A 25652-nucleotide genomic window follows, 5' to 3' on the forward strand; every position below is an offset into this window, starting at 1 on the left:
AGGCCTGTTCAAAAGCGGTTACGCAGATAAGCGACAACGTTGTACTGCTGGGGCTTGACGATATCGTTCTGCCCATCCCGCACCGTCAGGCTGATGCGAACGCTGCGTACATCGCCGGCATTTGCTTTGGTAACAGCCGTGGTATAGGACATCGGATTACCCGCCATGCCGAAGGAAACGCTGAAGTCTGCGACATTCTGCAAGAGCGGTTGAACGGCCCCGGCCGTGCCGTATTGAATGTTCAGGTTTGTTCCGGTAAGCGTGTAGACCAACTGGCGCAACGGAAAAGCCGTTTGCCCTGAAGCGGGCGCTCGTGTATTTGCGTAAAGCTGCGTGGTGGTCTGACAGTCTGAAACAATGGTCCAGGTTGGCGCGCTACCAGCGGTTCCTACGTCGGCAGTGACCAGCGTCAGTGTCTTGCTCGCGTTATCCCAAAGGACCGGATTGTCAAGTGCTGCGGGCCAGGCGATAGCAGGTGACACAGGCGTGTAATTGCTGAAACTCAGGCAACCATACATTCCGGTCATCCTGATTTCCTGAATAAGCTTGCTCAATATGAAACGTGCGTCCTCTTGCATCCGTGCTGCAGCATTCTGGCTTTGATAGGTGCCTCTGGCAGCCGTGAATATCTGCACGATACCGAGGCTGACGACCAGCCCCAGCACCAGCGCCACCATGATTTCGACCAGACCGAAGCCTCTGGAAGGTTTCCTCATGGGTTGACCCCGATCCTGGAGACCAGTTTGAAGCTCTGAGTGGTCGGGCTGCCGGTCGTATTCCCTGTTGCCTGATTGCTCGAGCTCGCAGCGCGTGTGTCGCTCCAGCCAATGATGATGGTCACCTCCGGAGCCTTGCTGACATCAATGCTGCCCGTGCCGCTCGTGCCTGCAAAATTAATGATGTTTTTCTTGAAATCGAACAGATCCTGAACCCTGGCATCGTTGAGGTTGGCAACTTGCGTCGCCGCCAGACTTGCCAGGGCATAGTTGGCCAGGACATTGGTCGACCCATTGGCAGACGAGTTGCCATCAACATTGGCGCGGATACGATCCATCATGTCGTAGGCAATGAAGCTCGCCTGGCTGGTCATCGCCGAGCTGTCGGTGTACTTGAGCGCGTTGAGCTGGATAGCGGCTGCGCCCAGCAGGCCTATTGCCAGGATGAGTACCGAAACCAGCACCTCGATCAGGGTCATGCCGGTCTGGCGATGTGGGGGATCATTGAGCATTGCAGCTTCCATTGAGAACGATTCGGCCAGTCAGGCAAATACTCATGGTTTTGGTCGTGCTGCCTCGGGTGTAGGTCATGGTCACCGCCGCAGCCGGGGCAATGAGGGCACCCAGATTGTTGAAATCAATTGCCGTGGCATTGTTGTCTGCCACCAGCGTGCCGCCGCTGCCGATTGCGGCCACTTTACGAAGCGCCTTCTTGTTGGCATCGGAAACCAGATAAACCTGCAATTCGCTGGTCCAGGCCGTTCCGCTGGTGGGTGCGATGCGCACCGCCACTCCCCTGTTTATCGCCTCAAGTCGCGCATAGTTGAGCGCGCGCTGCAAATCACTGAGCTCGGTGTCGGCCTTGTTGCTCTGAATGGAGCTGGTGAAACTCGGGATAGCGATAGCCGCCAGGATGCCCACCAGGGACACAGTGACTAACAATTCGATGAGGCTGAATCCCTTGGCTATATGACGCATTGAGTGTCTCCTAGACGTTACGACTATAAGGCAGCAATGCCGCTGGAAAATCCATGGCGGGACGTACGGTTGTTTTGCGACGACGAACGTCCGCAAGGTGCTGAAACAGCGGCTTCCAAGGAGGAAGGCATATGAAGCATGCAGGATTCACACTGATCGAATTATTGATCGTCGTTGCACTGATCGGCATTCTCGCCAATATCGCAACACCCTCTTTCAAGGAACTGATCGATTCAAGTCGCGGGCTTGCAACCGCTCGTGAACTGGCCAGCGGCATACGCTCGGCGAGAGCCGCCGCCGTTACACGCAATCAGATCGTTACCATTCACGCCATTGAAGAAGACTGGAGCAACGGCTGGCGGATCATACTCGACGTGGATGGCAAAGGTCCCGACGAAAACGATACGGTACTGATAGAACGCGCCAATGGCGACACAGCGCGGGTGGTCGATAACCGCAAGCGTGTCGAGGACATCAGTTTCAACGGTTTGGGCACGTTGCGGCGCAGAAACGCCAGGACATTGCACGTTTGCGCCGCGGACCAGCCGGTCAGCAACTATCGAGTGATAGTCGCACCGGCGGGGCGCGTGAGGGTCGAGGACACGAAAACCGATGCAGCGCTGTGTGGCTGAACAGCCTCAGAGCAGCGACTTGACCCGCAGTTCCTTGGGCATGGAGAAGGTGATGTTCTCTTCGCGACCAGCGAGTTCATCTGCACCGGTAGCGCCCCAGGCCTGCAATTGCTGGATAACACCGCGCACCAGGACCTCAGGGGCGGACGCACCGGCGGTAATGCCAATACGCTCGACGCCGTCGAACCAGCCTTGCTGCATGTCTTCGGCACCGTCGATGAGGTAAGCCGGAGTCGCCATGCGTTCGGCCAGCTCGCGCAGGCGGTTCGAATTGGAGCTGTTCGGGCTGCCCACCACCAAGACCACATCGCACTCGTCGGCCAGTTGCTTGACCGCGTCCTGACGGTTTTGCGTGGCGTAGCAGATGTCGTCCTTGCGCGGCCCGCCAATGGCTGGAAAACGCTTGCGCAAGGCGTCGATCACCCGACTGGTGTCGTCCATGGACAACGTGGTCTGGGTCACGAATGCCAGAGAATCCGGGTTACGCACCTGCAGGCTGGCAACGTCGTCTTCGTCTTCGACCAGATAGATCGCACCGCCATTGCTGGCGTCGTACTGGCCCATGGTGCCTTCGACTTCCGGGTGACCGGCGTGGCCGATCAGAATGCACTCGCGACCGTCACGGCTGTAACGGGCAACCTCGATATGCACCTTGGTGACCAGCGGACAGGTGGCATCGAAGACTTTCAGGCCACGACCGGCTGCCTCGGTACGCACCGCCTGAGAAACACCGTGGGCGCTGAAGATGACGATGACGTCGTCCGGCACCTGATCCAGCTCTTCGACGAAGATCGCACCACGAGAGCGCAGGTCTTCGACGACGAATTTGTTGTGAACGACTTCATGGCGCACATAAATCGGCGGACCAAACACTTCCAGAGCGCGATTGACGATTTCGATCGCGCGGTCCACTCCGGCACAGAAGCCGCGGGGGTTGGCGAGTTTGATTTGCATGCTGTGCCTCATGGTTGGTACGGGGCAGCCCGGCCTGGGCCGGGCTTGATGGCGAAGGTCAGGAAGCCAGAATCGCCTTTACTTCGAAGATTTCCACTTCGAAGCTCAGTGTCTTGCCTGCCAGCGGGTGATTGAAGTCGATGGTGACCTGATCATCATCGAAAGCCTTCACCACGCCGGGCAATTCGGTATTGGCGGCGTCGTTGAAGATCACCAGCAACCCTTCGGACAGTTCCATTCCCACAAACTGCGAGCGTGGCATGATCTGCACGTTTTGTGGGTTGGGCTGACCAAAGGCGTTTTCCGGCGGAATCTGTACAGTCTTCCGGTCGCCCGCCTTGAAGCCGAAAATCGCCATTTCGAAACCGGGCAACAGGTTGCCGTCACCGACCTTGAAAGTGGCCGGAGCCTTTTCGAAGGTGCTGTCGACGGTATCGCCGTTTTCCAGACGCAGGGCGAAGTGCAAGGTGACCTGCGTATTCTGACCGATGCGCAGCTCGCCAGACGAGCCTTGAGTCGACGACTGCTCAGTCATTGACGGTTTCTCCGGTTTTCTTGCTCTTGAACATGTCCAGCGCCAGCATGATTGCGCCGACAGTGATCGCGCTGTCGGCGACATTGAACGCCGGGAAGTACCAGCGGTTCTCCCAGTGGACCAGAATGAAGTCGATCACATGGCCCAGCACGATACGGTCGTACAGGTTGCCCAGCGCGCCGCCGAGCACCAGCGCCAGCGCAACGGCCAGCCACGTATCGTCGCGCCCCAGACGCTTGAGCCAGACGACCAGCACGGCACTAACCACAATGGCGATCAGGGCAAACAACCAGCGCTGCCAGCCAGCACCGTCTGCCAGAAAACTGAAGGCAGCACCGGTGTTATAGGCCAGGGTCCAGCTGAAGAGGTCTGGAATCACAATGATCTGTTGATACAGGCTCAATGCGTTTTCGAAGTAATACTTGCTGGCCTGGTCGATGACCAGAACCAGCACGCTCAACCATAGCCAGGCCAGTCGGCCATATGCGGCGTTAGGCATAGTGACGGACCTCGCCGGTGCCGTTGATGTTGTCTACGCAACGGCCGCAGATTTCCGGATGCTCAGGGTTCACACCCACATCCTCGCGGTGATGCCAGCAACGGGCACACTTGGCGTGGCTAGACTTGAGCACCTTGAGCTTCAGGCCCGCGACCTCGGTAACCACCGCATCAGCCGGAGCCGACACAAGCGGAGCAACGCTGGCCGTCGAGGTGATCAGCACGAAGCGTAGTTCGTTGCTCAGCTTCGACAGGTCAGCCACCAGCGACTCTTCTGCGTACAAGGTCACTTCAGCCTGCAGGTTGCCGCCAATGGCCTTGGCAGCGCGCAGGTTTTCCATTTCCTTGTTGACCGACGTCTTCACCGCCATGATCCGCTCCCAGTAGGCGCGGTCCATGTCGAAATCGGCAGGCATTTCGGTCAGGCCTTCGTACCAGGTGTTGAGCATCACCGATTCGTTGCGCTCGCCCGGCAGGAACTGCCACAGTTCGTCGGCGGTAAAGGCCAGGATCGGCGCGATCCAGCGCACCAGCGCTTCGGAGATGTGAAACAGTGCCGTCTGGCAGGAACGCCGTGCAGTGCTGTCGGCCGCTGTTGTGTACTGACGATCCTTGATGATGTCCAGATAGAAACCACCCAGCTCCTGCACGCAGAAGTTGTGGATCTTGGAGTACACGTTCCAGAAGCGGTATTCGCCGTAATGCTCTTGCAGCTCGCGTTGCAGCAGCAGCGTGCGATCCACGGCCCAACGGTCCAGCGCGAGCATTTCCTCGGCAGGCAGGATGTCGGTCGCCGGGTTGAAGCCCGACAGGTTGGAGAGCAGAAAACGTGCCGTGTTGCGGATACGACGATAAGCGTCGGCGCTGCGCTGCAGGATCTGATCGGAAACCGCCATCTCGCCCGAATAATCAGTCGCCGATACCCACAGGCGCATGATGTCCGCGCCCAGTGAATCGTTGACCTTCTGCGGTGCCACGACGTTATTCAGCGACTTGGACATCTTGCGACCGTTCTCGTCGACCACAAACCCGTGAGTCAGCAACTCGCGATACGGCGCGTGATCGTCCAGCATGCAACCGGTCAGCAGCGAGGAATGGAACCAGCCGCGGTGCTGGTCGGAACCTTCCAGATACAGGTCGGCACGTGGGCCGCTTTCATGGCCCATCGGGTGTGAACCGCGCAGTACATGCCAGTGCGTGGTACCCGAGTCGAACCAGACGTCCAAGGTGTCGGAGATCTTGTCGTATTTGGCAGCCTCGTCGCCCAACAGCTCGCTGGCGTCCAGCTTGAACCAGGCTTCGATACCCTCTTTCTCGACGCGCTGGGCCACTTCTTCCATCAGTTCGACGGTTCGCGGATGCAGTTCGCCGCTTTCCTTGTGCAGGAAGAACGGAATCGGCACGCCCCAGTTGCGTTGACGCGAGATGCACCAGTCAGGTCGGTTGGCGATCATCGAGTGCAGGCGCGCCTGTCCCCAGGCCGGTACGAACTGCGTATCTTCGATGGCCTTGACCGCACGCTTGCGCAGTGTTTCGCCGCTTTCAGGCTGCTTGTCCATGCCCACGAACCACTGCGCGGTAGCGCGGTAGATCAGTGGCGACTTGTGGCGCCAGCAATGCATGTAGCTGTGGCTGATGGTTTCGGTGTTCATCAGGCTGCCGACTTCGACCAGCTTATCGATGATGTTCTGATTGGCCTTGAAGATGAACTGGCCACCAAAGAACTCCAGCGACTCGACATACACGCCGTTGCTCTGCACCGGGCTGATGATGTCGTCGTTGGTCAGGCCGTACTGCTTGCAGATATTGAAGTCGTCTACGCCATAGGCAGGCGAGCAGTGAACAATACCGGTGCCGGCACCCAGCTCGACGTAGTCAGCCAGATAAACGGGCGACAGGCGATCATAGAACGGGTGACGGAAGTTGATCAGTTCCAGCGCCTGACCGGTGGTGGTCGCGATGACCGAGCCTTCCAGCTTGTAACGGGCCAGACAGCTTTCGACCAGTTCGGAAGCCAGCACCAGCAGTCTGTCGCCGACATCGACCAGCGCGTACTCGAATTCAGGGTGGACGTTCAGCGCCTGGTTGGCGGGAATGGTCCACGGCGTGGTTGTCCAGATGACGATGGACGCAGGCTTGCCCAGCGAGGAAACGCCGAACGCGGCTGCGAGTTTTGCTTCGTCAGCGATCGGGAACGCGACGTCGATGGTTGAAGACTTCTTGTCCTGATACTCGACTTCGGCTTCAGCCAGTGCCGAGCCGCAGTCGAAGCACCAGTTGACCGGCTTGAGCCCCTTGAAGACGAAACCGCCCTTGACCATCTCGGCCAGCGCGCGGATTTCTCCGGCTTCGTTGGCGAAGTTCATGGTCAGGTACGGATTGCTCCAGTCACCCAGCACACCCAGACGGATGAACTCGGACTTCTGGCCTTCGATCTGCTCGGCGGCATAGGCGCGGCACAGCTCACGCGTACGGTCTGCAGAGAGGTTCTTGCCGTGAGTCACTTCGACCTTGTGCTCGATCGGCAGACCGTGGCAATCCCAGCCCGGTACATAAGGCGCGTCGAAACCCGCCAGGGTCTTGGAGCGCAGGATCATGTCCTTGAGAATCTTGTTGACCGCATGACCGATGTGAATATTGCCGTTGGCGTATGGAGGACCGTCGTGCAGGACGAACTTGGGACGATCCTTGCCAATCTCGCGCAGCTTCTGGTACAGGCCAATGCTGTCCCAGCGCTGCAGAGTTTGCGGCTCGCGCTGGGGCAGGCCGGCCTTCATAGGGAAGGCGGTGTCCGGAAGGTTTAGCGTGGCTTTATAGTCAGTCATTTCAGGCTCTTGTTTAGCGGTTAGCCATGCCAATGGGCACGGGCGGCGGCGACGTCCGCATTGATCGCCGTCTTGAGCGCCTCCAGTGAGGCGAAACGCTGCTCATCACGCAGCTTGTGGTGGAAAGCCACCGTCAAACGCCGGTCATAAAGATCGCCGGCAAAATCCAGAAGATGCACTTCAAGGTGGGCACTGCCATCACCCTCTACCGTCGGGCGCACGCCGATGTTGGCGACACCCGGCCAGGCTTTGCCATCAATGTCCGTGCTGACCAGGTAAACCCCGCTCAACGGCACACGACGACGCTTGAGCTGCACGTTGGCGGTAGGTGTACCCAACTGGCGTGCCAGCTTCTGACCATGCAATACCCGTCCGGTTATCTGAAACGGACGACCAAGCATACGCTCGGCCAGGGCAAAGTCCGATGCAGCCAAAGCCTTGCGCACTTTGGTACTGCTGACCCGGATGCCGTCTATTTCAACGGTCTGCGCCGCTTCTACGGTAAAGCCATACGTCGTACCGGCCTGTTGCAGGAAGTCAAAGTCGCCGACCCGGTCAAAACCGAAACGAAAATCGTCGCCGACTTCGAGGTGCTGAACACCAAGCCCCTCGATCAGAACCGTTTCTACAAAACTTGCCGCGCTGAGCTTGCACAGGCGCTGATTGAAGGACAGGCAAAGTACCCGGTCAACGCCTTCGGCACTCAGCAGCTCAAGCTTGTCACGCAGGCGGGCAAGACGTGCAGGAGCCGTCTCGGGGGCGAAGAACTCACGCGGCTGAGGTTCGAAAATCACCACACAGCTGGGCACACCCAATTCGACGGCACGTTCGCGCAGACGCGCCAGGATAGCCTGGTGGCCGCGGTGAACGCCGTCGAAATTGCCAATCGTGGCGACGCAGCCCCGATGCTCGGGGCGCAGGTTGTGAAGGCCTCTAACCAGCTGCATAACGCACTTCTTGCTCATAAAGTGGCCGATTATAACCACACACGGCCGTGGACGACAGGCAACACACCAAGACCGGATGAAGGTTCTCGGCGTGCGGCGACAAAAAACGGCGGTCAACCCTTGCGATGCACCCTACATAATGGCCTTGCGGGCAAAATCCCTGAGGCGAAAGCCTAATAGCAGAAGCATGGCGAAATAGGTCACGACCCCGGCGGCAACCAGCGCCCCCAGACGCAGAAAACGCTCCAGCATGTGCCCTTCATCCCACGCCGGCATGACCTGCATCAGCCCCAGCAGCACCGTCGACATCACGGCAACGGCGATCACCAGTTTGAACAGGAATTTCGTCCAGCCAGGCTGCGGTTGAAACAGATCCTGTTTGCGCAATTGCCAGAACAGCAACCCGGCATTGATACACGCCCCCACGCTGATGGCCAGTGCCAGACCGGCATGCTGCAAGGGCACGATAAAGGCCAGGTTGAGCAGTTGAGTCACTATGAGGGTGAAGATCGCGATTTTCACCGGGGTGCGGATATTTTGTTGCGCATAAAAGCCGGGAGCCAGCACCTTGATCAGAATGATCCCCAGCAAACCGATCGAATAGGCGACCAGGGCACGCTGGGTCATGGCCGAATCAAGCGCATCGAATTTACCATACTGGAACAGCGAAACGGTCAACGGCTCGGCGAGCAGCCCCAGTGCCAGGGTACAGGGCAGGACCAGCACAAAGCACAACCGCAGCCCCCAGTCGAGAATGCGCGAGTACTCCTGACGGTCCCGTTGCGCATAGGTTTTGGACAGGATCGGCAGCAGGATCGTGCCCAGCGCCACACCCAGCACACCGGAGGGCAACTCCATCAGACGGTCGGCGTAGTACATCCATGACACCGAGCCGGCGACAAGGAACGAGGCAAATATCGTATTGATGATCAGAGATATCTGACTGACAGAGACGCCAAGTATGGCGGGCAGCATCTGCTTCATCACGCGCCAGACGCCGGTATCGCGCAGGTTCAGACGCGGCAGCACCAGCATGCCGATCTTTTTCAGGTGGGGCAGTTGGTAAAGCAACTGCAACAGACCGCCGACCAGAACTGCCCAACCCAGCGCCATGACCGGAGGATCGAAATACGGGGTCAGGAACAGCGCGAAAAAGATCATGCTGACGTTGAGCAGCGTCGGCACGAACGCCGGTACCGAGAAACGGTTCCAGGTATTGAGGATCGCTCCGGCCATCGATGACAGAGAGATCAGCAATATATAAGGAAAGGTCACGCGCAGCAGATCCGAGGTCAGCGCGAATTTCTCCGGGGTATCGACGAAGCCGGGCGCAGTGGCCCAGATCACCCAGGGCGCAAAGATCACTCCAAGCAGCGTCACCAGTGCCAGCGCCAGGGTCAGCAGGCCGGTGACATAGGCGACAAACGTACGAGTCGCCTCCTCCCCCTGCTGGCTCTTGTATTCCGCAAGAATGGGTACGAATGCCTGGGAAAAGGCACCCTCCGCGAAAATCCTGCGCAACAGATTGGGCAGCTTGAAGGCGATGAAAAATGCATCCGTGGCCATTCCGGCTCCGAAAGTGCGCGCGATGATGGTGTCGCGAACAAAGCCCAGAACCCGGGAAACCATGGTGATAGAGCTGACGGCGGCGAGTGACTTGAGTAGATTCATTGAAAGAGTTGTGCGCCTTGGCAAAGGATGGGCGATTAAGCCATCCATTTATGCGATACTTCGCGCCGCAAAAACGCCCGAAGCAAAGGCCGCGAGTTTACAGGTCACAGCCCGGAAATAAATCCTCCGGTCAAATGTAGCAACCACTCAGCGGAACACCTTAACTGCCCTTGACAAGACTTCAACTCATCGGCATGATTCGCGGCCTATTTTGTTTGCTATTTCACAAAGTCTTTCGAGGAGCTCGACGGTGGCCAACACACCTTCCGCCAAAAAACGTGCAAAACAGGCTGAGAAGCGTCGCAGCCACAACGCCAGCCTGCGTTCCATGGTTCGTACCTACATCAAGAATGTAGTTAAAGCCATCGACGCAAAAGACGCAGAAAAAGCGCAAGCCGCTTATGTTCTGGCTGTACCTGTTATCGACCGCATGGCCGACAAAGGTATCATCCACAAGAACAAAGCTGCTCGCCACAAAGGTCGTCTGAACGGTCACATCAAGGCTCTGAGCCTTGCTGCTGCAGCCTAAGCGACAAGCTTGTTAAAAAACCGACCTCAGGGTCGGTTTTTTATTGCCTGCTGGAAAGTAGCGGGGAACGCAAATGTGCGCGCTGCACAGATCTTTGACGCAGAGCGTCACGAAAGGCATTCCCACGCTGGAGCGTTAGGAACGGCAGCCCTGTAACTATCGTACCCACGCTGGAGCGTGAGGAACGAGAAGCGTCCGATCCCGCTACAGACTCAAGGCGCAGGCGCAGTTGTCCAAGGCAGGATCGGAATTGCAGTCACGGCATTCTGCGGACTGCCCTCGATGACCCGGTCGCTGTAAACCAGGTACACCAGCGCATTGCGCTTCTTGTCGAAGAAACGCACCACTTGCATCGTCTTGAAGACCAGCGAAGTACGCTCCTTGAACACCTCATCACCGTCCTTGAGCGTTTCCTTGAAGCGGATTGGCCCGACCTGACGGCAGGCGATGGACGCCTCGGCACGATCCTCGGCCAACCCCAGGCCACCCCTTACCCCACCTGTCTTGGCTCGCGAGAGGTAGCACGTCACCCCGTCCACCTTGGGATCATCGAACGCCTCGACCACGATGCGATCGTTTGGCCCCACCATCTTGAACACAGTCGACACCTGACCAATCTCTTCCGCCGAGGCCAGCACCGGCAGCAGCAACGCGACGGCCAACACACCTTTCATGAAACGCATCAAATCTTCCTTCTGCAGCCTTGAGTCAGACAAGGATCAGGTTGTCCCGATGAATCAGCTCAGGCTCGGCCATATAGCCTAGCTCGCGCACAATGGATTCGGATGAATGACCAATGATTTTCTGGGCCTCGATGGCACTGTAGTTACTCAGCCCGCGAGCGATTTCGCGACCATCCGGAGCGACACAAACGACCATTTCGCCACGCCGGAAGCTGCCCTGTACCAGCTTGACCCCCACCGGCAGCAGGCTTTTCTGATCCTTGGCCAGCGCCACCACCGCACCATCATCCAGCACCAGCGTGCCACGAGTCTGCAGATGACCTGCAAGCCACTGCTTGCGTGCGGCAAGCATGCCACGCTCGGGAGACAGCAGTGTCCCCAACCGCTCTCCACCCTTCAGCCGCGCCAGAACACGCTCGATACGCCCACCGACAATAACGGTATGCGCACCGGAGCGCGCCGCCAGACGCGCGGCGCGCAACTTGGTCTGCATACCACCACGCCCCAGCGCACCCCCCGTGCCGCCAGCCACCGCGTCCAGCGCAGGATCATCGGCACGCGCCTCGTAAATGAGTTGTGCATCCGGGTTGTTGCGCGGATCAGCGTCGAACATGCCATCGCGATCGGTCAGGATGACCAGCAGATCGGCCTCGACCAGATTGGCAACCAGCGCCGCCAGCGTGTCGTTGTCGCCGAAACGAATTTCGTCAGTGACCACTGTGTCGTTTTCGTTGATGACCGGGACTACTCCCAGCTCAACCAGCGTACGCAGGGTGCTGCGGGCATTCAGGTAGCGCTTGCGATCCGACAGGTCGTCATGAGTCAGGAGAATTTGCGCGGTATGCCGGCCATGCTCGGCAAAGCTCGACTCCCACGCCTGCACCAACCCCATCTGGCCAATGGCCGCAGCAGCCTGGAGTTCATGCATGGCACTGGGTCGGGACGTCCAGCCAAGACGGCTCATACCGGCAGCCACCGCCCCGGAAGACACCAGCACCAGCTCGACACCTGCTTCATGCAGCGCCACCATCTGCTCCACCCAAACACCCATGGCGTTGCGATCCAGCCCCTTGCCGTCCGCGGTCAGCAAGGCACTGCCAATCTTCACAACCCAGCGCTGGGCGCCCGTCACTTTGCTGCGCATCTTCTTCCAACCTTAGCCAGAGAGTTTTCAAATTCGGGATACAAAAACGCCGCTGACAATCGTAGCGGCGTTCAAGTTTACTTCAAGCGATCAGTCACGGACGTAAATGATTTCCGGACCATCTTCATCGTCCACGTCTTCTTCATCCCAGTCATCGTCACCGATGTCATGCACGCTCTTCACGCCACTGCGACGCAGGGCACGCTGATCGTCCAGCGCCTGCAACTGGGCACGGGCTTCGTCTTCGATGCGCTGATCCAGTTCGGCCAGCTCTTCGGCGTAGCCAGGCTCCTCGGCAATGCGCTGACTGCGCTCTTCGAGGTAACGCATGATGTCGCGGGTCAGCTGCTCGGTACCTTCTTTGGCAATTGCAGAGATCACGTAAACCGGGCCGGTCCACTCCAGACGATCAACAATTTCCTGCTTACGCGCCTCCTGCTCTTCTTCAAGAATCTGGTCGCACTTGTTCAGGACCAGCCAGCGATCACGCTCGGCCAGCGACGGGCTGAATTTTTCCAGCTCATTGACGATCACTTCGGCGGCATCCGGAGCGCTGCTTTCATCCAGCGGCGCCATATCAACGAGGTGCAGCAACAGGCGGGTACGCGCCAGATGCTTGAGGAAGCGAATCCCCAGACCAGCACCATCGGACGCACCCTCGATCAGGCCCGGAATGTCGGCAACGACAAAGCTCTTCCAGCGATCGACACTGACCACACCCAGGTTCGGCACCAGCGTGGTGAACGGATAGTCGGCGACTTTTGGCTTGGCAGCCGATACCGAACGAATGAAGGTGCTCTTGCCAGCATTTGGCAAGCCCAGCAGGCCCACATCAGCCAGCACTTTAAGCTCAAGCTTGAGATCACGCTGATCACCCGGCTTGCCCGGCGTGGTCTGACGCGGGGCGCGGTTGGTACTGGATTTGAATCGGGTGTTACCCAGACCGTGCCAGCCGCCTTGCGCAACCATCAGACGCTGACCGTCTTTGGTCAGGTCACCGATGATTTCCTGGGTGGTTGCGTCGATGATGGTGGTGCCGACCGGCACACGCAGCACCAGCTCTTCACCCTTGCGACCCGTGCAGTCGGCGCTGCCGCCATTGGAGCCGCGCTCGGCGTCGAAGTGACGGGTATAACGGTAGTCGACCAGCGTGTTCAGGTTGACGTCAGCAACCATGAAGATCGAACCGCCATCACCACCATCGCCACCGTTGGGACCACCGTTCTCGATGAACTTCTCGCGACGGAAGCTCATGCAACCGTTGCCGCCATCACCGGCCTTTACTCGAATGGATACTTCATCTACAAATTTCATAACGCACGCCTCCCGCCACAGGGACGAGCAGAACCACATAAATTACATAAGACTCTTGCAAAAATGAGCGTTGCGATACCGATCAGAAACCAGCGACCCCAAGGGTCAACATCACAACAGCCCGCACAAACAGTTTTGCAAGAGACTCACCTGCCTCTCTACCTCTACAAACAAAAAAGCCCCGTCGCAAGACAGGGCTTTTAAGCAACTGCGTGATTACGCTGCGGAGACTTCAGTCTTCGGAACGATGCTCACGTAGCGGCGACCGAAGGCGCCCTTGACCTGAAACTTGATCACGCCTTCCACTTTCGCGAACAGGGTGTGATCCTTACCCATGCCAACGCCATAGCCAGCGTGGAATTGGGTACCGCGCTGACGCACGATGATGTTGCCAGGGGTGATAGCCTGGCCGCCATACATCTTCACGCCAAGGCGTTTGGCTTCTGAGTCGCGCCCGTTACGGGTACTACCACCAGCTTTTTTGTGTGCCATGAGTCAATTCTCCAAATGAGGATTAGGCTGAATTAAGCCTGAATACCTGTGATTTTGATCTCGGTGTACCACTGGCGGTGGCCCATACGCTTCATGTGGTGCTTACGACGACGGAACTTGATGATACGAACCTTATCGTGACGACCTTGCGAAACCACTTCAGCCACAACGGTAGCGCCAGCAACAACAGGAGCACCGATATTGACGTCGTCGCCATTGCCAACCAGCAGAACGCGGTCAAACGTGACGGATTCGCCAGTAGCGATTTCCAGTTTTTCAATTTTCAGGTATTCACCTGGGGCGACTTTGTACTGCTTGCCACCGGTAACAATTACTGCGTACATGGTATTTCTCCGAAAATCCTGCTCACCCAGCTCTTTATAAGAAGAGTATCGGCTGGCATGGCTGCATGGGGCTGGAACGGCCCGTTTGCATTGCGTAAGGCAGGTGCTGCCCAGGAAAGTTAGGGTGCGCGATTGTACGCAAGGCATCCGTGTGTTGCAAGAGGCCGCTCGTCATACCTTGACACGCTCTACCCCGCGACCTAGCATGCGGCGCAACCTATCCGGAGCACCTGTCGCTGATGCAACCCCAAGCCTTCTATCGCGCGGTGGCGGACGACTTTAGTGCCGTTGACCTTATCATCAAAAAGCAACTGACGTCGCGCGTACCGCTGGTCTCGAAAATCGGTGATTACATTACGTCGGCAGGCGGCAAACGTCTGCGCCCGTTGCTGGTGCTGTTGTGTGGCAAGGCTCTGGGCCGCGAAGGCGACGACATCCGCCTGCTGGCCGCCACCATCGAATTCCTGCACACCGCGACCCTGCTGCACGACGACGTCGTCGACATGTCCGGCATGCGTCGCGGACGTTCCACCGCCAATGCACTCTGGGGTAACGCGCCCAGCGTGCTGGTGGGTGACTTCCTCTATTCCCGGTCGTTCGAAATGATGGTCGAGCTGGGCTCGATGGAGGTGATGAAGATCCTCTCCAAGGCGACCCGTATCATTGCCGAAGGCGAAGTGCTGCAGCTCTCGAAGATTCGTGACGCCAGCACCACCGAAGAAACCTACATGGAAGTGATTCGCGGCAAGACGGCCATGTTGTTCGAAGCCTCGACTCACAGTGCCGCGGCCCTGTGCAATGCCTCCGATGTACAGAGCGAGGCATTGCGCACGTTTGGCGACCACCTGGGTGTGGCCTTCCAGCTGGTCGACGACCTGCTGGACTATCGTGGCGATGCCGAGACTCTGGGCAAGAACGTCGGTGACGACCTCGCGGAAGGTAAGCCGACCCTGCCGCTGATCTACACCATGCGCGAAGGCAGCCCGGAACAGGCCGCCCTGGTTCGTCAGGCGATCCAGAAGGGTGGCCTGGAAGATCTGGAAAGCATCCGCAATGCCGTAGAAAGCGCTGGAGCCCTCGATTACACCGCGCAGCTGGCCCGCGACTATGCGGCCCGCGCCATTGCCTGCCTGGACGCACTGCCGCCCAGCGAGTATCGAGACGCACTGGTTGAACTGAGCGAATTTGCAGTCGCCCGCACGCACTGACCGCCAGCCTGGTCAAAAGCCCGTCCAGCGCGACGGGCTTTTTATTGTCTGCTTACAGCGCCAATCGCCAGATGCTAACGCACTCAAGTGCCGTCAGTGTGCGTAGTCGGCAAGCTTGTCCTGCATGAAATCCAGAAAGCATTGAATCCTCAACGCCAGTCGGGAATTGCGGTAGTACACCGCATGGATAGGCTGGCGATAACCGCTATTGGCCTCGCGCAACAGACTGACCATCCGCCCCTCACGCAGATCCTCTCGGGTCATGAAGTCGGACAGGCAGGCAATCCCGACACCCTCAAGCACCAGATGACGCAAGGTGTCTCCGCTGGAGGCCGATATGGCAGGCTTGATCGGCAGGCGATCACCGTCTGCATGGCGCAGGGGCCATTGATTGAGAAACTCCACCTGCGTGAAGCCCACCAACACATGCTGCGCCAGGTCTTCCGCAGTTTTGGGAGTACCATGACGCTTCAGATAAGCCGGGCTGGCGACGATATTCAGCAGGCAACTGCCCAGCGGGCGGGCGTGCAGGGTGGAATCAGGCAGCACACCGATACGAATGGCAATATCCGTGCTCTGCTCGAGCAGGTCGATGAACCAGTCATCGCTGTTGAGCTCCAGCTCGATACCCGGATAACGCTGTCGAAACTCCGCCACATGCGGCACGATGGAATGCAGCATGAACGGTGATGCAGCGTTGATACGCAAGCGTCCGGCGGGCGTCTGTCGGGATGACGAGAGCCTTTCCTCCAGGCTTTCCATCTGCTCGAGGATATGACGGGCCCGCTCCAGAAAGAACCTGCCCTCCTCGGTCAGGTCCATGCGCCGCGTCGTTCGGTTGATCAGCGTGGTTTCAAGCTTGGCTTCCAGACGCGACAAAGTACGGCTGACGCCTGAAGGCGTCTGGCCCATTTTCTCGGCTGCAGCGGAAATCGAACCACTTTCGACGACCGAGACAAACACCTGCAATTCATCGGATCGGGCTTTCACTGTTGTCCCCTGCTCAACACGCAGGGGATATTAGCGCTGTTCAGTGCAAAAGTTCTGCGTACTGCACGTTTTGCTCACTGCACAGCAAACACAGCACCCAGGTGCGCTTCATAACGCTGTACGTCCGCTTCGATAGTCGGCACTTTCATCACGTCCACGGCAAGAAACGTCGGCAGCCCGGTCATGCCCAGAAACTCGTTGGCCTTGTGAAACGGGAAGTACACCGCATCGACGCCTTTGGCCTCGAAGAAATCGGACGGATCGTCGAAAGCTTTCTGCGGCGCATTCCAGGTTGCGGAGATCATGTACTGCTTGCCGTGCAGCAAGCCGCCACTGCCGTAAGTCTGCGATGCATCCGAACGGGTGCGGCCGTCGTTGGCGTAGAGGCTGCCGTGACCTTCGGTAAACACTTCATCAATGTATTTCTTGACTGTCCAGGGCGCGCCCATCCACCAGCCAGGCATTTGCCAGACGATGACATCGGCCCAGAGAAACTTCTGCACTTCCTCGGCCACGTCGTAGCCGCCGTCGATGAAAGTTTGCTGCACATCAAAACCGGCACGGTCCATGAACGCTACACCAGCCTCATGCAGGGTTGCGTTGTAGCGGCCATCGGAATGCGCAAACTGTTTACCGCCGTTGAGGAACAATACTTTTTTCATGGCTGATCTCTCGCTGCTCGCCCCGGCAAATCTTGAAACCGGGGGAAGGTCATTAATGGATGAGCCGAGGATAGAGGGATGTACACGCATGAGTAAGGCAGCAACGGTCAAAATACTCTTGCTGCCAAGTCACGAATAGCGTTACGACTGTTGAGCCGAACGGATGAACCCTCGTCCAAGCACAACGGATCGAGATCAGCCTTTTATCAGCAGATGCAGTCCCAACAGCCCCATGCCGATGAAAAACACCCGCTTGAACAGCACAGCGCTGATCCGCTGTCGCAGCCATTGTCCGAGCAGCATGCCCAGCAGGGCCGGAATCAGCGCCAGTGTCGACGCGCCCAGCTCTGCGCCGCCCAGCGCACCGTTCCACGACAGACCAGCCGCCAGTGCCAGCGTCGAGACGGTAAACGACAACCCCAGCGCCTGAACCAGTTGATCGCGCTCAAGCCCCAGCGCCTGCAGATAAGGCACCACGGGGATCACGAATACACCGGTGGCCGAAGCGATAACCCCGGTCACCAGGCCGCACAACGGCCCCAGCCAGCGCTCGGCTGCGGCCGCAACCCTGAAGGTCGGCAGGAACAGCCCGCTCAACGCATACAGAAACAACGCGCCGCCTAATGCTCGCGTCATCGAATGGCTGCCGCTCATGCCAAGCCAGAAGGCTCCGGCCAGGGTGCCGATAAAAATCATGCTCAGCATCGGCCACAACCGTTTCAACAGAGGCCGCAGATTCCCCCCGGTCGCCAGTTGCCAGACATTGGTGAAGGTCGATGGAATAATCAGTAACGCGGCGGCCTGTGCCGGCAGCATGGCCAGTCCCAGCAAACCCATCGCCACGGTGGGCAAACCAAGACCGATGACACCCTTGACGGTACCGGCCAGGAGGAACGTGCCGATCACCAGCGCCGAAAGCCCCCAACCGAGGGCCTGATAGAAATCGACGATTGAGTGCATGGCATCCCTGGCCAGATTGATGGGTGGGTTAGGGCTTAGCGTTTGTCAGATCGCTCGCGCAAATAGGCCAGCACGTCCGCCTGATTGCCTGCGAATTCGATACGCGCCGCTTTGTGTTCGCGCTGATAAGCGTACATCGGATCGTAATATTCGCCGAGCAGGCCTTCGATCCAGACTCTGTGCAGGTCAACCGTACCGTTACGCTGTTGCGCTTCCAGCGCCGTCTGCATCAGGCCCGAAAGTCGCTGATGACGCTCGCCGCCCAGGCGTTTGTGAATGTTGGCCAGACTTTTCAGCAAACGCTCAGCGAACAGACCAAACCCCTGCTCTTCTCCCTTGACGCTGATGAATTCGGCGCACAGGTTGACGACATAATCATCCAGAATGCGCTCGACACGGTTCTCGAAGCTGTCTTCCAGCCAGACCACGGGGCAGCCCTGCATTGCCTGGTGCAGTTCCAGAGGTACGTTGCAGCTGCCGACCAGACGGCTTTCATCCTCCACAACGAACTGTTCGATACCGGCTGCACGCTTCTTGAGCAGGTCGATGGCCAGACGATTTTCGAAGTCGATCTGCGCGGGCTGACCGGTTGCACGCTTGCCGAAGCTGGAGCCGCGATGATTGGCGATTCCTTCCAGATCCAGGCTGTTGGGCAACTGTGTCAATACCTCGGTCTTGCCCGTCCCGGTCATGCCGCCCAGCACGACAAGATCGCACTCGGTCACGGCATCGTGCAGGGTATCCAGCAGGAAGGTGCGCATCGCCTTGTAGCCGCCAAGAATGCGCGGGTAGTCGACTCCGGCCTCCTTCAGCCAGCGCTGGACCGTCTGTGAACGCAGACCGCCGCGGAAGCAATACAGGTAGCCGTCCGGGTTCGCTCTGGCAAATTCGATCCACGCGCTGACCCGTGCGTCCTTGACCTGACCGCACACCAGCTGATGCCCTAGCTGGATAGCGGCGTCCTGACCGTGTTGTTTGTAACAGGTGCCGACCTTCTGCCGCTCGATGTCATTCATCAGCGGCAGGTTGATCACCCCGGGAAAAGCGCCCTTGGAGAACTCGACTGGCGCGCGAGCGTCCATCATCGGCACATCGTCGAGAAAAAGCCTGCGGTAATCGCTGCTGTTGTCGGCCATCAGAACACCTCGACGGCGTGGGTCTGTCGCTCATGCAAAGTGCCGATAGGGTTGAGCAGCAGGCCCAGTTCGGCAGCCACCATCAGAAACTCCGCTTCGCCTTCGGGGCTGACCGCGACCAGCAAACCGCCACTGGTCTGCGGGTCGCACAGCAGATCGCGTTGCGCATCGCTGAGCGACGCAATCCTGTCGCCATAACTGTCGAAATTGCGCAATGTGCCGCCCGGCACACAGCCCTCGGCAATGTAATGCTCGACGCCGGGCAGCCGCGGTACGGCGGCGTAGTCCAGGCGGGCAGTCAAACCTGCGCCGTCGGCCATTTCCACCAGATGCCCGAGCAGGCCGAAGCCGGTGACATCGGTCATTGCCGCCACGCCTGCCAGTTTGCCAAAACGGCTACCCGGCTTGTTCAGGGTACACATCCAGTCGCGCGCCAGACCGATATCTTCATCGCGCAACTTCGACTTTTTTTCGGCGGTCGTGAGGATGCCGATGCCCAGGGGTTTGGTCAGGTAAAGCGTGCACCCCGCCTGCGCAGTGTCGTTGCGTTTCATGTGCTTTTTCTGCACCACACCCGTCACAGCCAGACCGAAGATCGGCTCCGGCGCATCGATGGAGTGCCCGCCAGCCAGCGGAATACCGGCAGCATCACAGACTGCACGGCCACCGCGAATGACCTCGCGCGCGACTTCGGGCGGCAGCTCGTTGACCGGCCAGCCGAGAATGGCGATGGCCATCAGCGGGTCGCCGCCCATCGCGTAGATATCGCTGATGGCGTTGGTGGCAGCGATGCGCCCGAAGTCGAACGGGTCATCGACGATGGGCATGAAAAAGTCAGTGGTCGATACCACGCCGCGTTCGTCATCCAGCGCATAGACCGCAGCATCGTCACGCGAGGCGTTGCCAACCCAGAGGTTAGGGTCGAGGTTCTGAGCGCCACTGCCCGCGAGGATCACGTCCAGCACTTTGGGGGAAATCTTGCAGCCACACCCTGCTCCGTGACTGTACTGGGTCAGGCGGATTGGCTCGTTCATCGCAACACTCTCGGTTACCGGGAAACAGGCTGCGGAGTCTAGGGGCTGTGCCCTTATCAGCGCAAACCGCGTCGCCCGCCGGTTGTGCATCCGGGCGAAGAATCTGCCGAACTGGCCTTTCTCGCCATGCCTCTTATAATCCCCGCGCATCACCATCGAATCCTGTGAAGCACCGCCTGCTCATGCTCGCGGGCCTCGCTCAATCCTTTTTCCGCTATTGAACCGGAGAACCTCCATGCTCAAGCGTACCCTGGCGCTCGCCGCCGGCCTTGCCCTGTCCTTCTCCGCACTGACCAGCCATGCTGCCGACACCCTGCGCGTTTCGGCCATTCCCGATGAAGCGCCTACCGAACTGCTGCGCAAGTTCAAACCGCTGGGAGCCTATCTGGAACAGCGCCTGGGCATGAAAGTCGAGTTCGTTCCGGTTGCGGATTACCCGGCAGTGGTCGAGGCACTGGCCACTGACCGGCTCGACATGGCGTGGCTGGGCGGCTTCACCTTCGTCCAGGTCAACCTCAAGACCGGTAATGCGGTGCCACTGGTACAGCGTGAACAGGACGCCAGATTCACCAGCAAATTCATCACTTCCGATCCGAACGTGAAAACCCTGGCGGACCTCAAAGGCAAGACGTTTGCCTTTGGCTCGGTGTCGTCGACATCCGGCAGCCTGATGCCGCGCTATTTCATGCTCAAGGAAAACATCAAGCCGGAAACATTCTTCAGCCGTGTTGCTTATTCCGGCGCGCATGACGCAACCGCTGCCTGGGTTCAGGCGGGCAAGGTCGATGCAGGCGTGCTCAACGCCAGCGTGTGGGACAAACTGGTTGCCAGCGGTAAGGTCGACACGAGCAAGGTGCACGTTTTTGAAACCACACCGGCTTATTTCGACTACAACTGGACCGTACGTGGCAGCCTCGACCCGGCGCTGGCGGCGAAGATCAAGCAGGCGTTCCTTGACCTCGACCCGGCCAACCCGGAGCAGAAGGCAATTCTTGATCTTCAGGCTGCCAGCCGTTTCATCGAGACCAAACCAGAAAACTACAAGGGCATCGAAGAAGCCGCACGCGCTGCCGACCTGCTGAAATGACCCTGCGTCTGTCCGGCATCGAGCTGCGCCACAGCGACGGCACACTGGCGTTGCGCGGCCTGGACCTGAGCATCGCTCGCGGCGAGCGGGTGGCGATCATCGGGCCGTCCGGTGCGGGCAAGACAACGCTGCTCAATCTGCTGGCCAGCGCGCTGCCACCCAGTGCCGGTCAACTTGAGGTGCTGGGGGCAAATCCCTGGCAACTCTCCAGCAAACACCGCCAACGCCTGCGCAGCCGCATTGCGCTGATCCATCAGGCACCACCGTTGCCTGCGCGTCAGCGGGTCATCACGGCGGTGTCTGCGGGCCGACTGGGTCAATGGGGGCTGGGCAAAAGCCTGCTGAACCTGCTGCACCCACTGGACATCCGCGGTGCCCGCGAGGTGCTGGCACGCCTGGACCTGGCGGACAAACTGTTCGAGCGCTGCCAGCAATTGTCTGGCGGGCAGTTGCAACGCGTCGGCATCGCCCGCGCCTTGTATCAGACGCCTGAACTGCTGCTGGCCGACGAGCCGGTTTCGGCGATGGACCCGCGTCTGGCCGATCACACCCTTGCGCTGTTATGCCAGCACGCCGTCGAGCACAACGTGACGCTGGTCGCCAGCCTGCATGCGGTAGAACTGGCGCTGGCCCACTTCCCGCGAGTCATAGGGGTGCGTGACGGGAAAATCCACTTTGACCTCACTGCAAACGAGGTCGACAGGCAGCATCTGGACACGCTGTATGCCAATGAACAGCTGAGCCCTCGATCCATCATGGATGCGCCTGAAACACACTGGACGCCTCGATGCTGACCCGGGATCAGCGCGATCCGGCAGCAATGCCACGACTGTTGCTGACGCTGTTGGCTGTCGTCCTGCTCTGGCCGGGCATTCGTCTGGCCGAGCTGAACCCGCTGGTCCTGCTGCACGCCGACAATGCCCGGACAATGGGCAGCTTCCTCGCCGGGTTCTGGCCTGCAGCGCACTCAGCAGAATTTCTCGAACTGCTGCTGGATGCGACCTTGCAAACGCTGGCTATCGCCACTGCGGGCATCGCGCTCGCTCTGCTGCTGGCCATACCGGCAGGTCTGCTCGCCAGCAAGGCCTTGTCCCTGTCAGCCGCCTCCCGCGGCGGACGGCCCGGCTGGCTCGGCCAATGCCTGCGCTGGCCGGTGCGCGGCGTGCTGATTTTCCTGCGCAGCGTGCCGGAAATCGTCTGGGCACTGTTGTTTGTGCGTGCGGTCGGGCTGGGTCCGACCGCAGGCGTGCTGGCCATCGCCATCACCTATGCAGGCATGCTCGGCAAGGTGTACGCCGAGATTTTCGAATCGGTGGACCAGCGCCCCGCCCACGCGCTGCTCCAGTCAGGCAGCGGACGGCTGGCCGCGCTCGCCTACGGCATCCTGCCCAATGCGGCCGCAGAGTTGACGTCCTATACCGTGTATCGCTGGGAGTGCGCCGTGCGCGCCTCGGTGGTCATGGGCTTTGTCGGCGCGGGCGGACTGGGTCAGCAGATTGACCTTTCGATGCGCATGTTCGCCGGTGACGAAGTGGCGAGCATGCTGCTGACTTTTCTGCTGCTGGTCCTGCTTGCCGACCAGCTCAGCCGTCTGTTGCGCAGGCGCTTCACATGAAGCGCATGGGCAACCTGCTGTTGTTGTTGGCGATGATTGCGGCTGTGGTCGCCTCGTTTGCATATCTCGGCCTGGACCTGTTCACGCTGGGCAGTCATGACAATCTGACGCAGATGAGCCGTTACGCGTCGCGCTTCCTGAACCCGGACCTGAGCAGCGACCATCTGCAGGCGATCGGCAAAGGTGCCCTGGAAACCCTGGCCATGTCTGCGCTTGGCACGTTGCTGGCGGCCATTGCAGGTTTGCTCCTGGCATTGCCCGCTGCCGGGCGTTTCGGTTGGCTCCTGCGCAGCATGAGTCGCCTGCTGCTCAATGCGCTGCGCGCCATTCCGGAACTGGTGTGGGCCGTGTTGATGGTGCTGGCTGCCGGGCTCGGCCCCAATGCCGGCACGCTGGCACTGGCACTGCACACCACGGGCGTTCTGGGCCGTCTGTTTGCCGAGGCACTGGAAAATACCGCGCCGCAACCCGCTGCAGCGATTCGCCTGCAGGGCGGCAGCGCCTGGCAGGCGTTCAGCTATGGCACCCTGCCCAACCTCTGGCCGCAGTTGCTGGCCTACACGCTGTATCGCTGGGAAAACAACATTCGCATGGCCAGCGTACTGGGTTTTGTCGGGGCGGGAGGCTTGGGCCAGATGCTCTACATCAGTCTCAGCCTGTTCCAGGAAGCACAGGCCAGCACGGTCATTCTGGCGATGCTGATACTGGTGTTTGCCGTCGACGCATTGAGCGGCTGGAGCAGACAGCGCTGGGTGCGCAGTTGAAACCACAGCAGAAACAAAGACGCCACAGTCCTGACGTACAGAACCGTGGCGTGATCAGTGGCGTGACTTAGTAACCCAGCGACAAACCGGTGTTACGGCGCGGGTCGTTGGCACCATAGAAGCGGTTGTTACCGACCGGTTTGCCAGCCAGCGAAGGCGCGCCCACCAGAATTGCCGCTACGTGATTGAGTGGCTGAGGACCGGCGAACTTGTGGCCCCAGCTCTCGAGAATCTTCAGCGTGTCGGGGCTGACCGCAAAGGTGTCGATGTTGGTTGCCTCGGGCTGCCATTGCTGGTGGAAACGCGGCGCATCCACTGCTTCCTGAATGTTCATGCCGTAGTCGATGACGTTGAGCATGGTCAGCAGGGTCGCGGTAATGATGCGACTGCCGCCCGGCGTGCCGACGACCATGACAGCCTTGCCGTCCTTGGTGACGATGGTCGGGCTCATGGACGACAGCGGCGTCTTGCCCGGCGCAATGGCGTTGGCCTCACCCTGCACCAGACCGTACATATTGGGCACGCCGACCTTGACGGTAAAGTCATCCATTTCGTCGTTGAGAATCACACCGGTCTTGCTGGCCATGACGCCCGCGCCGAACCAATTGTTCAGGGTGTAAGTCACCGAAACCGCATTGCCCCATTTGTCGACAATCGAATAGTGGGTGGTATTGCTGCCTTCATGAGGCGCGACACCCGGTTTGATCTTGTTCGAATCACCGGCTTTTTGCGGTTCGATGGCGGCACGCAGTTTGGCCGCGTACTTGACGTCCAGCAGATGCTCGACCGGATTCTTGACGAAATCCGGGTCGCCCAGATAACTGTTGCGATCCGCGTAGGCGTGACGCATGGCTTCGATCTGATAGTGCATACCCTGCGCCGAGCGGAAGCCCAGCTCTTTCATCGGGTAGCCTTCGAGGATGTTCAGAATCTGGCAGATGACCACACCGCCGGAGCTTGGCGGTGGCGCTGACACTACGTGATAGCCACGGTAGTCACATTCGACGGGGGCCAGCTCGCGGGTCTTGTAGTGATCGAGGTCCGCCTGGGTAATGATGCCCTTGCCGGCCTGACTGGAATCGACCAGCGCCTTGGCGACCCAGCCCTTGTAGAAGCCGTCGCTGCCCTTGTCGGAGATTTCCTGAAGGGTCTTGGCGAGGTCTTTCTGCACCAGTTTCTGACCGACCTGCATCGGCTCGCCCTTGTCGAGGAAGATAGAGCCGGAGTCGGCCATGTCTGCCTTGAACACATCCGTGGCGCTCGACAACATGTCCACATCGCCCTGACCCAGCACAAATCCTTCTTCTGCGAGTTTGATTGCCGGTGCGATGACCTCCTGGCGTTTGCGAGTACCGTACTTGCTCAGCGCCATTTCCATGCCGGATACCGTGCCCGGCACGCCAACGGCCAGATGGCCTTTGGCGCTGAGGTCAGGGATGACCTTGCCGTCCTTGTCCAGGTACATGTTGGCGGTCGCTGCCAGCGGTGCTTTCTCACGGAAGTCGAGGAAGGTCTTGCGCCCGTCCGCCAGCTGGATGGTCATGAAACCACCACCACCGAGGTTACCGGCGGCAGGATAGACCACCGCCAGTGCGTAACCGACGGCTACGGCCGCATCGACAGCGTTACCGCCAGCCTTGAGCACATCGACACCCACATGCGTGGCCAGGTGCTGAGCCGTGACAACCATGCCGTTTTCGGCAGCAACCGGGGCTTGTGACGCAGCGAATGCGGGGGAGTACGCGACAATCAGTGCCGTCGCAATCAGCGATCTGGCGAGGGGTTCGAACTTCATGATCGATCTCTTCTTTTTCTGAGTCAGGGACGTTTGATGATGAAAGCATTGCCACCCTGCCGGGGACACCGCACTTCTCATCGAAGCGTACCGGGTATCCCTGCGCCGGTGTGACGGGTCAAAGTAGCCGGTTCCTGCG

27 protein-coding genes are annotated in these 25652 nt (G+C 59.3%); 7 read left to right on the forward strand and 20 right to left on the reverse strand.

Annotated features, from left to right (window positions below):
• Positions 1-8: 8 nt before the first annotated feature.
• From ALO80_RS06485 to ALO80_RS06495, 3 genes are read right to left on the reverse strand one after another with little or no spacing between them, the layout of a single operon-like run.
• A complete protein-coding gene (locus tag ALO80_RS06485) occupies positions 9-716 on the reverse strand; it encodes a PilW family protein (RefSeq protein ID WP_055008347.1) in 708 nt (235 codons plus the stop codon).
• The gene (gene pilV, locus ALO80_RS06490; protein ID WP_055008348.1) at positions 713-1228 is read right to left on the reverse strand and encodes a type IV pilus modification protein PilV; all 516 of its coding nucleotides are present in this window, start codon (positions 1226-1228) and stop codon (positions 713-715) included. Before pilV ends, ALO80_RS06485 begins: the two co-directional genes overlap by 4 nt.
• Positions 1218-1694, reverse strand: a complete 477-nt coding sequence (locus tag ALO80_RS06495; protein ID WP_055005182.1) for a GspH/FimT family pseudopilin — start codon at positions 1692-1694, stop codon at positions 1218-1220. Before ALO80_RS06495 ends, pilV begins: the two co-directional genes overlap by 11 nt.
• A 131-nt stretch (positions 1695-1825) precedes the next feature.
• Here ALO80_RS06495 and ALO80_RS06500 point away from each other — a divergent pair, with 131 nt between their 5' ends.
• Positions 1826-2326 (forward strand): GspH/FimT family pseudopilin, encoded by a 501-nt coding sequence (locus ALO80_RS06500; protein ID WP_055008349.1) that lies wholly within the window; start codon positions 1826-1828, stop codon positions 2324-2326.
• Positions 2327-2332: 6 nt separating this feature from the next.
• Here the strand turns inward: ALO80_RS06500 and ispH are convergent, their stop codons facing one another.
• The 6 genes from ispH to murJ all read right to left on the reverse strand — a co-directional run bounded on the left by ispH (position 2333) and on the right by murJ (position 9756).
• On the reverse strand, positions 2333-3280 hold the full coding sequence (ispH, locus tag ALO80_RS06505) for a 4-hydroxy-3-methylbut-2-enyl diphosphate reductase (protein WP_054987682.1): 948 nt from the start codon (positions 3278-3280) through the stop codon (positions 2333-2335).
• Between the two features lie 58 nt (positions 3281-3338).
• The gene (locus tag ALO80_RS06510; RefSeq protein WP_055008350.1) at positions 3339-3815 is read right to left on the reverse strand and encodes an FKBP-type peptidyl-prolyl cis-trans isomerase; all 477 of its coding nucleotides are present in this window, start codon (positions 3813-3815) and stop codon (positions 3339-3341) included.
• A complete protein-coding gene (gene lspA / locus ALO80_RS06515) occupies positions 3808-4314 on the reverse strand; it encodes a signal peptidase II (RefSeq protein WP_055008351.1) in 507 nt (168 codons plus the stop codon). The genes ALO80_RS06510 and lspA overlap by 8 nt, the downstream gene beginning before the upstream one ends.
• Complete coding sequence (gene ileS / locus ALO80_RS06520) at positions 4307-7138, reverse strand: isoleucine--tRNA ligase (RefSeq protein ID WP_055008352.1); 2832 nt, start codon at positions 7136-7138, stop codon at positions 4307-4309. The genes lspA and ileS overlap by 8 nt, the downstream gene beginning before the upstream one ends.
• 20 nt (positions 7139-7158) lie before the next feature.
• On the reverse strand, positions 7159-8085 hold the full coding sequence (gene ribF, locus ALO80_RS06525) for a bifunctional riboflavin kinase/FAD synthetase (protein ID WP_055008353.1): 927 nt from the start codon (positions 8083-8085) through the stop codon (positions 7159-7161).
• A gap of 132 nt (positions 8086-8217) precedes the next feature.
• Complete coding sequence (gene murJ / locus ALO80_RS06530; protein WP_055008354.1) at positions 8218-9756, reverse strand: murein biosynthesis integral membrane protein MurJ; 1539 nt, start codon at positions 9754-9756, stop codon at positions 8218-8220.
• A gap of 250 nt (positions 9757-10006) precedes the next feature.
• Between murJ and rpsT the strand changes: the two genes are divergently transcribed.
• A complete protein-coding gene (rpsT, locus tag ALO80_RS06535; protein ID WP_003344603.1) occupies positions 10007-10285 on the forward strand; it encodes a 30S ribosomal protein S20 in 279 nt (92 codons plus the stop codon).
• A gap of 212 nt (positions 10286-10497) precedes the next feature.
• Here rpsT and ALO80_RS06540 read toward each other — a convergent pair whose 3' ends face one another.
• The 5 genes from ALO80_RS06540 to rplU form a co-directional block, all read right to left on the reverse strand.
• On the reverse strand, positions 10498-10968 hold the full coding sequence (locus ALO80_RS06540; RefSeq protein ID WP_055008355.1) for a CreA family protein: 471 nt from the start codon (positions 10966-10968) through the stop codon (positions 10498-10500).
• Positions 10969-10993: 25 nt separating this feature from the next.
• Positions 10994-12112, reverse strand: a complete 1119-nt coding sequence (gene proB / locus ALO80_RS06545; RefSeq protein WP_054987688.1) for a glutamate 5-kinase — start codon at positions 12110-12112, stop codon at positions 10994-10996.
• A gap of 90 nt (positions 12113-12202) precedes the next feature.
• A complete protein-coding gene (gene cgtA, locus ALO80_RS06550) occupies positions 12203-13426 on the reverse strand; it encodes an Obg family GTPase CgtA (RefSeq protein ID WP_002551973.1) in 1224 nt (407 codons plus the stop codon).
• A 216-nt stretch (positions 13427-13642) separates the two neighbouring features.
• Positions 13643-13918, reverse strand: a complete 276-nt coding sequence (gene rpmA / locus ALO80_RS06555; protein ID WP_055008356.1) for a 50S ribosomal protein L27 — start codon at positions 13916-13918, stop codon at positions 13643-13645.
• 32 nt (positions 13919-13950) lie between these two features.
• Complete coding sequence (rplU, locus tag ALO80_RS06560; protein ID WP_002551971.1) at positions 13951-14262, reverse strand: 50S ribosomal protein L21; 312 nt, start codon at positions 14260-14262, stop codon at positions 13951-13953.
• 239 nt (positions 14263-14501) lie between these two features.
• Here rplU and ALO80_RS06565 point away from each other — a divergent pair, with 239 nt between their 5' ends.
• Complete coding sequence (locus tag ALO80_RS06565) at positions 14502-15470, forward strand: polyprenyl synthetase family protein (RefSeq protein WP_055008357.1); 969 nt, start codon at positions 14502-14504, stop codon at positions 15468-15470.
• A 93-nt stretch (positions 15471-15563) separates the two neighbouring features.
• Here ALO80_RS06565 and ALO80_RS06570 read toward each other — a convergent pair whose 3' ends face one another.
• The 5 genes from ALO80_RS06570 to selD form a co-directional block, all read right to left on the reverse strand.
• A complete protein-coding gene (locus ALO80_RS06570; protein ID WP_055008358.1) occupies positions 15564-16460 on the reverse strand; it encodes a LysR family transcriptional regulator in 897 nt (298 codons plus the stop codon).
• A 74-nt stretch (positions 16461-16534) separates the two neighbouring features.
• Positions 16535-17122, reverse strand: a complete 588-nt coding sequence (locus ALO80_RS06575; RefSeq protein WP_054987691.1) for an NAD(P)H-dependent oxidoreductase — start codon at positions 17120-17122, stop codon at positions 16535-16537.
• 195 nt (positions 17123-17317) lie between these two features.
• On the reverse strand, positions 17318-18082 hold the full coding sequence (locus tag ALO80_RS06580) for a sulfite exporter TauE/SafE family protein (protein ID WP_055008359.1): 765 nt from the start codon (positions 18080-18082) through the stop codon (positions 17318-17320).
• Between the two features lie 35 nt (positions 18083-18117).
• Positions 18118-19218 (reverse strand): tRNA 2-selenouridine(34) synthase MnmH, encoded by a 1101-nt coding sequence (gene mnmH, locus ALO80_RS06585; protein ID WP_055008360.1) that lies wholly within the window; start codon positions 19216-19218, stop codon positions 18118-18120.
• Positions 19218-20252, reverse strand: a complete 1035-nt coding sequence (gene selD / locus ALO80_RS06590) for a selenide, water dikinase SelD (RefSeq protein WP_055008361.1) — start codon at positions 20250-20252, stop codon at positions 19218-19220. Before selD ends, mnmH begins: the two co-directional genes overlap by 1 nt.
• 235 nt (positions 20253-20487) lie before the next feature.
• Here selD and ALO80_RS06595 point away from each other — a divergent pair, with 235 nt between their 5' ends.
• Genes ALO80_RS06595 through phnE form a run of 4 tightly spaced genes read left to right on the forward strand, consistent with a single transcriptional unit; the run spans position 20488 to position 23718 of the window.
• Entirely contained in the window at positions 20488-21339 is an 852-nt protein-coding gene (locus ALO80_RS06595) for a putative selenate ABC transporter substrate-binding protein (RefSeq protein ID WP_055008362.1), read from the forward strand.
• A complete protein-coding gene (locus ALO80_RS06600; protein WP_055008363.1) occupies positions 21336-22133 on the forward strand; it encodes a phosphonate ABC transporter ATP-binding protein in 798 nt (265 codons plus the stop codon). Before ALO80_RS06595 ends, ALO80_RS06600 begins: the two co-directional genes overlap by 4 nt.
• Entirely contained in the window at positions 22127-22954 is an 828-nt protein-coding gene (locus tag ALO80_RS06605; RefSeq protein WP_055005176.1) for a PhnE/PtxC family ABC transporter permease, read from the forward strand. The genes ALO80_RS06600 and ALO80_RS06605 overlap by 7 nt, the downstream gene beginning before the upstream one ends.
• The gene (gene phnE / locus ALO80_RS06610) at positions 22951-23718 is read left to right on the forward strand and encodes a phosphonate ABC transporter, permease protein PhnE (protein ID WP_055005175.1); all 768 of its coding nucleotides are present in this window, start codon (positions 22951-22953) and stop codon (positions 23716-23718) included. The genes ALO80_RS06605 and phnE overlap by 4 nt, the downstream gene beginning before the upstream one ends.
• Positions 23719-23785: 67 nt before the next feature.
• Here the strand turns inward: phnE and ggt are convergent, their stop codons facing one another.
• Positions 23786-25513, reverse strand: coding sequence for a gamma-glutamyltransferase (gene ggt / locus ALO80_RS06615; protein WP_055008364.1), 1728 nt, complete (start codon positions 25511-25513; stop codon positions 23786-23788).
• Positions 25514-25652 lie beyond the last annotated feature (139 nt).

It is taken from the genome of Pseudomonas caricapapayae (assembly GCF_001400735.1).
Lineage (GTDB): Bacteria > Pseudomonadota > Gammaproteobacteria > Pseudomonadales > Pseudomonadaceae > Aquipseudomonas > Aquipseudomonas caricapapayae.